10 protein-coding genes are annotated in these 11,446 nt (G+C 56.6%); 5 read left to right on the forward strand and 5 right to left on the reverse strand.

Annotated features, from left to right (window positions below; translation table 11 throughout):
* Positions 1-118 precede the first annotated feature (118 nt).
* Positions 119-1,000: a LysR family transcriptional regulator gene (locus OSH04_RS10835; protein ID WP_266108477.1), complete on the forward strand. Its 882-nt coding sequence runs from the start codon at positions 119-121 to the stop codon at positions 998-1,000.
* A gap of 125 nt (positions 1,001-1,125) precedes the next feature.
* On the opposite strand, the gene OSH04_RS10840 is transcribed toward OSH04_RS10835, so the two are convergent.
* Positions 1,126-1,617: a DUF2938 domain-containing protein gene (locus tag OSH04_RS10840; RefSeq protein ID WP_035269689.1), complete on the reverse strand. Its 492-nt coding sequence runs from the start codon at positions 1,615-1,617 to the stop codon at positions 1,126-1,128.
* Between the two features lie 81 nt (positions 1,618-1,698).
* Here OSH04_RS10840 and OSH04_RS19745 point away from each other — a divergent pair, with 81 nt between their 5' ends.
* On the forward strand, positions 1,699-2,277 hold the full coding sequence (locus tag OSH04_RS19745; RefSeq protein WP_407066158.1) for a helix-turn-helix domain-containing protein: 579 nt from the start codon (positions 1,699-1,701) through the stop codon (positions 2,275-2,277).
* A 151-nt stretch (positions 2,278-2,428) separates the two neighbouring features.
* A complete protein-coding gene (gene cml / locus OSH04_RS10850; RefSeq protein WP_266108451.1) occupies positions 2,429-3,628 on the forward strand; it encodes a CmlA/FloR family chloramphenicol efflux MFS transporter in 1,200 nt (399 codons plus the stop codon).
* A 517-nt stretch (positions 3,629-4,145) separates the two neighbouring features.
* Here cml and OSH04_RS10855 read toward each other — a convergent pair.
* Both OSH04_RS10855 and OSH04_RS10860 read right to left on the reverse strand, forming a co-directional pair.
* Positions 4,146-5,351 (reverse strand): FAD-binding oxidoreductase, encoded by a 1,206-nt coding sequence (locus OSH04_RS10855; protein WP_266108452.1) that lies wholly within the window; start codon positions 5,349-5,351, stop codon positions 4,146-4,148.
* 5 nt (positions 5,352-5,356) lie between these two features.
* Positions 5,357-6,400, reverse strand: a complete 1,044-nt coding sequence (locus OSH04_RS10860) for an aromatic ring-hydroxylating dioxygenase subunit alpha (RefSeq protein ID WP_247966263.1) — start codon at positions 6,398-6,400, stop codon at positions 5,357-5,359.
* Positions 6,401-6,556: 156 nt separating this feature from the next.
* On the opposite strand from OSH04_RS10860, the gene OSH04_RS10865 reads away from it, so the two are divergent.
* Positions 6,557-7,507 (forward strand): LysR substrate-binding domain-containing protein, encoded by a 951-nt coding sequence (locus OSH04_RS10865; RefSeq protein ID WP_266108453.1) that lies wholly within the window; start codon positions 6,557-6,559, stop codon positions 7,505-7,507.
* 339 nt (positions 7,508-7,846) lie between these two features.
* On the opposite strand, the gene OSH04_RS10870 is transcribed toward OSH04_RS10865, so the two are convergent.
* Positions 7,847-9,040, reverse strand: a complete 1,194-nt coding sequence (locus OSH04_RS10870) for an amino acid aminotransferase (protein WP_115634602.1) — start codon at positions 9,038-9,040, stop codon at positions 7,847-7,849.
* Between the two features lie 475 nt (positions 9,041-9,515).
* Here OSH04_RS10870 and OSH04_RS10875 point away from each other — a divergent pair, with 475 nt between their 5' ends.
* The gene (locus tag OSH04_RS10875) at positions 9,516-10,265 is read left to right on the forward strand and encodes a tyrosine-protein phosphatase (RefSeq protein WP_060185509.1); all 750 of its coding nucleotides are present in this window, start codon (positions 9,516-9,518) and stop codon (positions 10,263-10,265) included.
* On the opposite strand, the gene OSH04_RS10880 is transcribed toward OSH04_RS10875, so the two are convergent.
* On the reverse strand, positions 10,262-11,362 hold the full coding sequence (locus OSH04_RS10880) for an MBL fold metallo-hydrolase (protein WP_266108454.1): 1,101 nt from the start codon (positions 11,360-11,362) through the stop codon (positions 10,262-10,264). The two genes, OSH04_RS10875 and OSH04_RS10880, sit on opposite strands and share 4 nt — an antisense overlap.
* Positions 11,363-11,446 lie beyond the last annotated feature (84 nt).

The raw sequence follows: 11,446 nt of genomic DNA on the forward strand, positions 1-11,446 counted from the left end.
TGAAATACCCGCATGATCGGGGTCGATTTCAGGAGCTTAAGCGTCACCCCATCAAAGAAAAATACACTACAGTTATTAATACTTAGGAAGTAAATTCTTAAATAGAGTTGGCACCATGATGGAAAACCTGAGCAATATCGGCCTGTTCGTACGCGTGGCGGAACGCCTGAGCTTTTCGGCCGTGGCCCGCGAGTCCGGCCTGTCGCCCTCCACAGTAGGCAAGTCCATCGCCCGCTTGGAAGAGCGGCTGAAAGTGCGCCTGTTTCACCGCAGCACCCGCACTCTGGCCCTGACTGCCGATGGCAAAGTTTTTCTGGAGCGCTGCAGACGCATATTGAGTGAAATCGAAGCGGCAGAACTGGAAATGTCCCAAGCCAGTGAAATGCCGCGTGGCACCTTGCGAATCAGCTTGCCGCGCTACAGCGGCCTGTTTCAGCAGGCCATCAGCCACTTCATGCAGCGTTATCCGGCTGTAGAACTGGATCTGGACTTTTCTGACCGTCTGGTCGATGTGATTGGCGAAGGTTTTGATGCTGCCATCCGTGCCAGCGCCTTGAGTGATTCCGGCCTGATGCGCCGCCGTCTGTGCACGTTCCGTCGCGTCCTGGCTGCCTCCCCCGAATATCTACAAGAGCATGGTCGCCCCTTGCACGCCAAAGATCTGCAACACCATGCCTGCCTGCACTACCGCTTCCCCAATACCGGGCGGCTGGAACAATGGCCAATTTCCGAAACTCAGGACGTACCCGAGCTGCCCCGCACACTGGTTTGCAATAGCGTGGAAATGCGGGTGCATCTGAGCTTGCAAGGGCAAGGCATCGCTTGCCTGCCAGATTTCACCGTGGGGGAACATTTAAGCAGCGGACGGCTGCAAACCATTCTGGATGAATGCACCCATAACACCGTGCCACTGTGGATTGTCTGGCCTGCCAGCCGCAACCTGTCGCCCAAGCTGCGCGCCTTTATTAATTGCATGAGCGAGGCGGTTTTCCAGGCCTAACCAAACACATACTGCTAGTGCCTCCTGCTCAGTCCCCGGTCAGCTCGGAAGCGGCATCCTGGGACTGGCTGACGCACAAAAAGAGCAGGCCACCCATGACAGAGGCCCCAACAAATGACATCTCCTTAAGCCACCTGCTTGATCAGCAAGGCCGCAAGGTACATGCCCAAACCAAAAACCGCGTGTGTCAGCAGGCTGCGCAAACGGTTAGTCCAAGGCGTGGGGGTACGCGAGGCCGCCACTCCGGCTCCCATGGCGGGCTGCATGACAAAAAAGGGCATCACGACCGTAGCCATGCCCACCATGACGGCGGGCAACCAGCGGGGATCTTGCAGCCACTCAGTGCCGTAAACCGCAAGCAGCAAAAAGGCGAAAACAATGCCCACAGCATAGTGAATGAACCAGCCCCAGGCAGACTCTCCCGCAATCGGCTCAGCCTTGCCGATACTGCTGTGTGCGATCCGGCCACGCAGCAAATGCCCGGCCCAGCGCCCCACCATGGCGTAGTTCAGCGTGGCAACGCCCATCGCCCTTTGAATCAGGCCCCAGATATCCATGAAAATAGTGGCTCCGACCCCGATCAGAATCACATGCACCCATTCATTGATCGACAACATTGGCAATCCTTTCCGTTGATAAGCACCTTATTTTTGAGTAATCATAGAAGTTGAAGTCAACTTCAAGTCAACAGGTACAAGATGGATATTTCAGAAGTTGCCAAGCAAACCGGCTTACCCTCCTCCACCGTGCGTTACTACGAGAAAGAAGGCCTGATCCGTGCAGTCAGCGCCCCCGGAGAACGGCGTCGTTTTACGCCCCAAGTGCTGGATCAACTGGCCTTGATTGCCTTGGGGCAAGCGGGCGGTTTGTCGCTGGAAGAAATACGGGCCATGCTGCCTCCCGATGGTTCTGCGCAGGTGGACAGGCAATTGCTGCTATCCAAGGCCGATCAACTGGATGCCACCATCAAGCGCCTGAAAACCATGAGCGAAGGTTTGCGCCACGCCGCGCACTGCCCGGCCGCCAACCATACGCAGTGCCCGACATTCCAGCGTTTGCTGAAAGCCGCCGCCATCCGGGTAAAGAAGAACAAGACCAGCGGCTCCAAAGAAGCGATGTCGCATCTTGCCAAAACGGTGTCGGGTACAAAAACAACCACCACAAGCCGACGCTTCAAGGCTGTAAGAACCTCCCCCTATAATGAGCAGTTGTCGCAGCAAGGCCAGGCCAGCCGCCGCCTTAAAGCATCCAATCCGCGACACACCAACAAACGATGATGAGAGGAGCCGTCTGCATGACGAGCACTAAGTCAGCAACTGAGTAAGCCGCAACAAGCTCTTGTCTTGTTGCGGCGTTCTGTACTTCCAATCCCGCTGATTGATAACAAACAGACGCCGCCCGATTTCTTTTTCGAGTGGTAATTTTGTTATGTCTTCCTCACGCTCTTCCTGGGCTTATACGCTGCCGGCTGCCCTGCTGCTGATGGCGCCCTTTGACATCCTCGCCTCCCTGGGGATGGATATTTACCTGCCCGTCGTCCCGGCCATGCCGGAACTTCTAGGTACGACCCCAGCCATCATCCAGCTGACCCTTAGCCTTTACATGCTGCTATTAGGTGCAGGGCAACTGATCTTTGGCCCCCTGTCGGATCGCATAGGCCGACGACCTGTTTTGCTGACAGGGGCCGCCCTGTTTGTGTTGGCCTCAACCGCCGCTGCCTTGTCCAGTTCCGCCTGGGCTTTTGTTGGTTTTCGGGTGCTGCAGGCACTGGGGGCTTCGGCCACCCTTGTGGCCCTGTTTGCCACAGTGCGCGATGTGTATGCAGACCGCCCCGAAGGGGTAGTGATCTACAGCCTGTTCAGTTCCATCCTGGCATTCGTTCCCGCCTTGGGGCCTATTGCAGGTGCTCTGATTGCCCGCATGGGAGGATGGCAAGCCATCTTCCTGAGTTTGGCGGCGATGGGGCTCATAGCCTGGATCCATGCGCTGTGCAGATGGCAGGAGACCCGACCTGCCAAACCGCTGCATTCACAGCAGTGCGCACTGGCCGTCTTCAAGAGTCCGGCCTTTTGGGTCTATACCCTGGGCTTCTCCACCGGGATGGGGACATTTTTTGTCTACTTCTCGACCGCGCCACGAGTCTTGATCGGACAAGCGGCTTATTCAGAAATGAGCTTCAGCCTGGCCTTTGCCAGCGTTGCCCTGGTGATGATTGCCACCACCCGCCTGTCCAAAACCTTCGTGGCTCGTTGGGGCACTGCCGGGAGCCTGAAACGCGGCATGGGCTTGATCGCCCTGGCCGCCCTATTGCTGGCAACAGGACAACTCCTGCTGGAACCCTCCTTTAGCAGCTTTATCCTGCCCATGTGGCTAGCCGCCATGGGCATTGTGATGACGGTATCCGTCACCGCCAATGGCGCCTTGGCCCAGTTCAATGATGTGGCCGGTTCCGCCGTGGCGATCTACTTTTGCGTGGAAAGCCTGATTGTTAGCGTGTTCGGTACCTTAGCTGTGACCTTGCTGGGTGGGGATACGGCATGGCCACTGGTGGTCTTTGGGCTGGGAATGAGCAGTGTGGTTTTGCTTGCTTTGATGTTGCTGGAGGCAAGGCCCAAACGCGAGGTTTAAGGTTAAAAAAGGAAGGCTTTCGATAAGCCTTCCCTTCATTTAGATCACCCGTCGTCACTGTTCATGAGTAATGTCAGGAGCGAGCTACGGCGGACGACAATGCAATCAGACGTACTCAATTCTGTGTGTCGCCAGCCATCCCCAAACTCAAGTCATACGTCACCCACGCTGTTGCCTGAGTCAAACCATCGTATAGCCTGCGCGCCTATACATTGTCCTGCGCCGTAATCCAGCGCAGGAACGGCCCGCCCGCTTTGCCTACTATCTGGTGACCTTGCCCGATGCGACACAAAAAGCAGAGGTCCGTGCCTTTAGTGATTGGATAAGCGAACAAGCCCAGCTATAGCAAGGTAGCCAGTCTATGTAGTACCACCACTTCAACAGTCCTCATGTCCACGCCCCCTGCTCCAGACATCGAAAATCCGCCTGACTTCCAACAAGGAAGCATATGATTTTTTTGAAAAAAAACCCCGTCCCAAAAGGACGGGGCAAACCTCAACAAGCAATTGAAAAACTCTTAAGGTAATTCCACGGCCACCGGACCACGGGGACGGGAACAGCACAACAAGATTTTGCCCTTTGGCACAGGGTCCAGCGGCTCTTCAAAATAGTCGACCTCGCCCGATACCAGAGTGCACATGCAGGTATTGCACAGACCCGCCCGGCAATTGAAGTCCGGACTCAAGCCCGTTTCTTCCGCAAGATCAAGCAAGGAGGGGCAGTCCTCATGCCATTGGGCCTGGCGGCCATCGGGCAGGAATGTCACCGTCTGCGCCGCATCTTCCGCTGCTGTCGCGGCTCCCCTTACTGCTTCTACAGGCGAATCCAGCTCCAACACATTCGCATCGACACGACTGGAGGGGGCAGGCTGGACCTGATCCTGAACCGCACTGGCTGCACCATCATCCGCCAAGGTGTTTTCCAGCACCGTCGCCGGGCCAAAAAACTCGTAGTGAATGCGCTCACGTGCCACACCCAGACTACGCAGCACACCATAATTGCTCTGCATGAAGGCACTGGGCCCACACAGGTAAAACTCGTAATCATCCAGTGGCAGCCAACGCTGCAACTGCTCACGTGTAATCAGTCCCGCCACATGGTGCAAACCGGCTTGCTCATCATGTTCAGTCGGGTTGCGATAGCAGAAGTAAAGCTGCACGCCTTCGCGTTGTGCCACCAGCTCACGCATCTCATCGGCAAAGGCATGCACCACGCTGTTATCGCACGCATGAATCACATACACCTTACGCTGGCTGCGTTTAAGTAGACGATGCAGCATGGCCAGCAAAGGGGTCTGGCCCACGCCACCGCTTAGCAACACCACAGGCCGCTGGCTGCTCTCATCCAGCACGAACTCGCCCATCGGCCCGGCCGCGCTCAGCACATCGCCCGGCTGCACCTGTTGGTGCAGATAGGAGGAGGCCAAACCATCCGCCACGCTTGACCCTGCCGGGGCCTTCTCGTGTTTGACGGAAATGCGCAGACGATCCGTGCAGTCGGGATCCCCCGACACGCTGTAATTGCGCAGCACAGTTTGCCCGTCAATCTCCAGACGGAACACCAGATACTGGCCTGGCTGATAAGGTGGCACAACACCGTCCACTGGCTCCAGCACAAACGAAGTAATCACGTCGCTTTCGCGCAGCTTTTCCAGTACCCGATAGTCCCGAAAACGGCGGTTGGCCGCGGCTTCGGTGGACACAGGTGATGCAGTCGTATTCATCACGCTCAAGCCGTTGTTGTCTCGCTGGCGACAGCTTGTTCGACCTGGATCATCTGGCTGATCTTGCGACGGAAGCGCAAGGGGCCTGAATCCAAGGGCAAATCCAACGCGGCAGGACGCTCTTTCAGGGCTTTGTGCACTTCTTCCAGAACCACTTTGTCTTCCAGGAACGCGTGGCGTACATCTTCGTTGAAGATCTTGGAGATCGCCTCGTCATCCGGGCTGAAATTGCGCAGCTGGAACCAGAAGTAACGGGTGTGTTCTTCGTCGATAGGCGTCAGGAAGTTATAGGAATCCATCAGAAAAACGTCCTGGTGGTACTCGCTGGGCTCCTCGGTAGCCGCACCGGCGGGCAGAAAGATGGCCTTGATCACGGCCAGCGACGGGAAGCGCACTTCGTATTGCTGTTTGCGGTCGCAATTGCCTTCAAATTTCACAAACTGCTTGTAAAACGGCGCAACTTCCACATTTTTGGACCAGCGCGAGACCGTCACGCCATTGTCCTCAACCTTGACAGTCAAGGGCAGACCAATGATGTCGGGGCTGCCAAATGAGCTTTGGTGTACCCAGGACACGTGCGAGGGGTCCAGCAAATTGTCGGTGACGTACAGGTAATTGCAGTCCAGTTCCATGGCGTCGCCACGGTTCACACCCCACTCGGGATTGTCCCACTCGGGAATGTCGATCAGTTTGGACGGATCAGCCAATTCAGGATCACCCATCCAGACCCAGACCAGGCCAAAACGCTCCGTACAGGGGTAGCTGCGCACCACCGCGCTTTTAGGGATTTGCGCCACACCGGGTGCCTTGGTACAGGAGCCGCTGCAATCAAATGTCAGGCCGTGGTAGCCACATTCCACCTGATCGCCAATCAAGCGGCCTTTGGACAAAGGCAGGCGACGGTGCGGACAGGAATCTTCCAGGGCGACTGGCTGGCCGTCCTCACGGCGATACAGCACCAGGTTCTCGCTAAGCATACGCACAGGCTGCAAGCTGCGACCGAGCTGCGTAGCCAATGCGCCTACATACCAGGCATTGCGTACAAACATGATTTACCCCCAACTCTGAATACGGTGCATGATGGCTGAACGAGCCCATTCATGCTCTCTTGTTTGTGATGATAGTCGCAATCAAATTCAGCCTACTATCCATATCGTTTAGAATTTCTAAAGTTAAATTACTTTTCTGGACGGGGTCTGACCATCATGGATACCTTGCCTCCCTTACGTGCATTGCAAGTCTTTGAGACGCTGGGCCATAGCCAAAGCCTGCAAGAAGCCGCCCGTCGTCTGAAAATTACTCCCGGTGCCATCAGCCAGCAATTACGTTTGCTGGAAGACTCGCTGGGCTGCAGCCTGACCTACAAAGAAGGCAAACGCTTGCGACTGACAGCGGCGGGGGTGCGCTTTCATGAAATCTGTACCCAGGCATTTGAGCTATTGCGCGACGGCCAGCAAGAAATGGAGCGGTCGCGCAACACCAGCCTGCTTTCGATCAGCGCTTTGCCGTCCATGCTTAAAACCTGGATGGCACCGCTGGCATTTCAATGGCAGGAACAGTATGACCCGGAGCTGACACTGCATCTGAAAGGCAGCCATGCCGAGCCCGATCTGGAAGCCGAGCAAATCGACTTTCGGATTACCTACGGTCAGGCCGCCGCCCGCCCCCGCAGCTTTACCGAGCTGTATACAGACCGTGTCGTTCCCGCCTGCAGCCCGACCCTGCTCCAAGGGCAAGCCGCCTTGCGACATCCTCGTGATCTATTGAACTATCCCTTGCTGTCCTCGGACTGGCAGCCACGCTTTACCTCGCCCCCCTCCTGGCGCGACTGGTTTGAGTCCTTGGAGATAGATATAGGCGATACGCCACTGGACCGCTTCCGGGTTTTTTCCCTGTCGCATATGGCGCTGGAGTCTGCGGTGGCCGGTCAGGGTTTTGTATTGGCGCAATGCTCGATGATAGAAAAGGAAGTGCGCAGCGGGCAGTTGATCCTGCCTTTTTCCCATTCCTTGCCCCTGCCCTGGCCCTATGTGCTGACTCGACGAGCGGGTGCATTTGAGTCACCTCATAGCCAGGATTTTCATCGCTACTTATTGAACCGGGCGCGGCAGCAGGAGCAGATCAATAAGGAACTGCTCCTGCAAGCATTAGCCTGAGCAATGTCGCAATACGACGAAATACGGTCAGCTTGCCGGTTGACCTGCTTGCCTGACCATGGCTAAGCACTAATGAACCGTTGAGTGCTTCAGCTATGAAAGCGCAGGGCTATGCAATGGTTTAGCTCGACACCGTTCCGCTTTTCAGTTCAGGTTCAAGCCCCCAGCCAAGTGGCCAGAACAAGTCGAATGCATCAATCAGACAGGTACGTATAAGCGGCTTCCACCATACGATCAACGCAGCTGCGGATGCATTTTCAGCATTAAAAAAAGCGTGTTTACCGCCCCCGAAGGGGCCATAAACACGCTCTTTAATCCTGCAGGAAAGACCTCGGCGTCTTAGGCCACGACAGCAGCCAGCGACTCCGCAAAGTAATCCACATTGGACTGATTCAGTCCTGGCACGCTGATGCGGCCCGACTCCAGAACGTACACGCCAAAATCGTCACGCAGTTTCTGGATCTGCTCTTTCGTCAGGCCGGTGTAGCAGAACATGCCTTGCTGTTTAACGAAGTAGCTGCTGTCGTATTGAGGAGCCAGTTCTTTCAGACGATCGTGTACACGCTTGCGCATGGCAGCGATACGCTGACGCATGGTTTCCACTTCTGCAGTCCACTCAGCCAGCAAGGACTCGTCGGACAAAATGGTGGCGATGGCCTGACCACCGTGCGATGGCGGGTTGGAGTAGATGCGACGCACCACGGCTTTGAGCTGACCCAAAACGCGATCAGCTTCATCCGCGCTCTGGCACACCACCGACAAGCCGCCGCAGCGCTCGGAGTAGTAGGAGAAGTTTTTGGAGAAGGAGTTGGCCAGCAAGAACGTCAGGCCAGCATCGACCATGGCGCGCACGGCGAAAGCGTCTTCATCCAGGCTACGGCCAAAGCCCTGGTAAGCCATGTCCAGGAAAGGGATCAGCTTGCGCTGTTGCAGCACAGGGATCAGTTGCAGCCACTGCTCGTCGCTCAGATCAGCCCCGGTGGGGTTATGACAGCAGGGGTGCAGCAAGACAATGCTGTGCTCGGGCAGGACGGAGATGTCTTCCATCAGGCCGGTGAAATCCAGACCGCGCGTGGCTGGATCGTAGTAACGGTAAGTGTGGGTAGGAATGCCCGATCCACGGAAGATGGAGTGGTGATTATCCCAGGCTGGATCGCTGATCCACATTTCGCTATTGGGGTAGGCTTCGTGCAGGAAGTCGCCACCCACTTTCAAGGCACCCGAACCGCCCAATGTCTGAATGGTCGCAACACGACCTTCTTGCAGCACTTTGCTGTCGGCACCAAAAACCAGTTTTTGCACGGCGCTGCGGTAGGAAGCCAAACCTTCAATAGGCAGATAGCCACGGGGCTGGCCCTTGGCCGCCCATTGTTCTTCAGCCCGGCGAGCCACATCCAGCAAAGGCAGACGGCCTTGATCGTCGTAATACAAACCAATGGTCAGGTTGACCTTGCGATCGCGCGGATCGGCGTGAAATGCCTCGTTCAAACGGAAAATCGGATCGCCACCATAGGCCTGCAAATGCTCAAACATGCTTGTTCCTTGAAAAATTACGGTTGTGGGCCGCCCGGGCTGATCGCCGGTCTATTCAAATAACCATTGACCTTATACCTTGGGCCTACTTTAGCCAATATCCTGGGGCTCTTTTTGCAGCACATGAGCACGCGAGCGATGCGTGAATGCGTCATCAGACTTGTCCCCCCTTGGCTCGGCACGGCACCTGTTCTTGTCTAGTCGGTGCAGGCTGTCAAACGCCAGCGTCACCTTGAAGTCTGTTCACATTTTCAGCAAACCGAAGCCTCAAGAACGTGAACGCGGTGTACCAGCCTGTCTGCCTGGGCCTTGCCAGCAAAGAATATACATGGCTTTCTGAGGATACAGAACCGTGCACTTGCATTCATTGTGCTTTCGGTCCTCCCGCACTCCCCAACTGTCACCGCATTGTCATATGCAGATCCCGTCCAAGACCGTTAACATGGGACTTTCACCGTTTCAACAGGAGTCCGCCGTGTCCGTATCGCCGCTGCCCAGTTCCCTATCCTGCCCTTTAGAAGGGGCCAGCAACTTCCGTGATATAGGCGGCTATGCCACAGACTCCGGCTCCTTTCGTAAGGGTCGCGTCTATCGTTCAGACCATTTGGCGGATCTGAGCAGCCAGGACCTGGACACCCTGCAAGAGCTGGGCATTGCCCGCTCCCTGGACTTTCGCGGAGCACACGAGCGCAAACGCTCGCCTTACCAGTACAGCTTTCTGACCAGCCACGCACTGACCGTCGAGCCCACCGTCTTGCCGGACTTTATGGACATGCTGGCCAAAGGTCAGGTGGATGTGGATGCGGCACACAGCACCATGAACAAGACCTACACCGAATTTGTGACCGGGCACGCCGCCACCTTTGGCCAAGTCTTTGATCAACTGCTGCAAGCTGATACGCCAGTAGTCATGCATTGCACGGCAGGGAAAGACCGCACCGGCTTTGCCGTCGCCCTGCTGCACCGCGCTGCCGGGGTGCACCCTGACGATGTCATGCACGACTATCTGCTGACCAATCAATTCTTCCGCCGCCCCGATCTGCCCGACAACCGTGGCATCAGTGACGAAGTGCTGGATATTCTATGGGGCGTCAAGCCCGAGTTTCTGGAAACCGCCTTCAAGACGATTGATGAAACGTACGGCAATCTGGAGAACTTCTTTCAGAACGCCTTGAAGCTCAGCCCCGCCCGACGCGAGGCCTTGCTGGAGCGCTACACCGCTTAAACCACGCCTACGGAGGTCGCTGGCAGTTCCCAGTGACCTTCCAGGCTCAGGGCCGGTCCCATCACATTGCGCCAGGTCGGCAAATCATGCATTTGCGTGAACAAAGGCATGCAATAACGTGGCTGCACCATGTCCACCAGCCAGCGTAAATCCGTCAAACGCGGGTGCACATTCCAGCAAAGGGTATGCGTGCCACGTGGTGCATGTGGGGCCACATAGCCGGTGTGAATCAACAAGCGTTCACCAGACTCGGCATTGGGGTCCGCAGCCCGTGCCTGACGCTCCCGAATCAGCTCCCCTGCCTTGCCCTGACAGCCGTCCGGCTCACCGGCCAGCAGCAGGTGCGCTTGCGGATCAAACGTAGCCGCACGCGGCATCAACTCACGCAAGGATTGCTGCACACCCGGCAACAACAAGTCACTGCTTTGGCTGATCATGCGGGTCAGGTTTTCGTAGCAGGACGCGTCCATGCTCCAGTCCTCAAAACCTTGCTGCTGGCGCCATAAGGCAATCTCTATCGCCCGGCCTGACGGCGGTACGGGCAGCAAGGCGGGATGGGACTCCAGCAAGGACTCCAGAATGCTCCAGGCCACGTGATGAGACTGATCGTACAAACCGTAAGACGCATCCAGCAAAGCCAGATACGCAGGCGGCGGCAAATCGAAGGGGAACAGCAAGGATTCGCAGGAAAAGTCCCCGCTATAGAACAGCCCACCGCCCACATCCAGATGCAGCCAGACACCCCCCAAAGCATGGCCGGACAAGCCGGTACGCACGGCAATATCGCCGATATAAGTTGTGCCACGGGTTGGCAGCTCACGCCAGATCCGCCCAGCAGGCAGGCTGCGCGCCGTAGAGGCCGTGGCATAAACAGGTATGTGTTCAGGCAGCTTGGACAAGGAGCCAATATGATCCTGGTGATCATGCGTCACCAAAATGGCATCCACCTCCAGCCCTTCATACCAATCGCACACCTGCCCAGGATACAAAGGCCCGCCGGCATCCAGCAGCAATCGCAAGCCGCATGCCTGCACGAGAATGGCGGCTGGCGCTTTGCCTCCATAGCCGCTTAACACCGTCACCAGGGTCTGGATCATGCTCCGTCCCCTACAAGGCATTCAGGCCAATACATCGCCAAGCCACACCCGGCATCCTGCTTTGCAGCACGGCGCAACACCGGA

The sequence above is a fragment of the Alcaligenes nematophilus genome, from assembly GCF_026344155.1.
GTDB lineage: Bacteria > Pseudomonadota > Gammaproteobacteria > Burkholderiales > Burkholderiaceae_B > Alcaligenes > Alcaligenes phenolicus.

Bases quoted from the DNA above. Each gene is read 5' to 3' on its own strand.
- OSH04_RS10835 (WP_266108477.1), top strand. From the start codon at position 119: ATGGAAAACCTGAGCAATATCGGCCTGTTCGTACGCGTGGCGGAACGC.
- OSH04_RS10840 (WP_035269689.1), bottom strand. From the start codon at position 1,617: ATGTTGTCGATCAATGAATGGGTGCATGTGATTCTGATCGGGGTCGGA.
- OSH04_RS19745 (WP_407066158.1), top strand. From the start codon at position 1,699: ATGGATATTTCAGAAGTTGCCAAGCAAACCGGCTTACCCTCCTCCACC.
- cml (WP_266108451.1), top strand. From the start codon at position 2,429: ATGTCTTCCTCACGCTCTTCCTGGGCTTATACGCTGCCGGCTGCCCTG.
- OSH04_RS10855 (WP_266108452.1), bottom strand. From the start codon at position 5,351: ATGAATACGACTGCATCACCTGTGTCCACCGAAGCCGCGGCCAACCGC.
- OSH04_RS10860 (WP_247966263.1), bottom strand. From the start codon at position 6,400: ATGTTTGTACGCAATGCCTGGTATGTAGGCGCATTGGCTACGCAGCTC.
- OSH04_RS10865 (WP_266108453.1), top strand. From the start codon at position 6,557: ATGGATACCTTGCCTCCCTTACGTGCATTGCAAGTCTTTGAGACGCTG.
- OSH04_RS10870 (WP_115634602.1), bottom strand. From the start codon at position 9,040: ATGTTTGAGCATTTGCAGGCCTATGGTGGCGATCCGATTTTCCGTTTG.
- OSH04_RS10880 (WP_266108454.1), bottom strand. From the start codon at position 11,362: ATGATCCAGACCCTGGTGACGGTGTTAAGCGGCTATGGAGGCAAAGCG.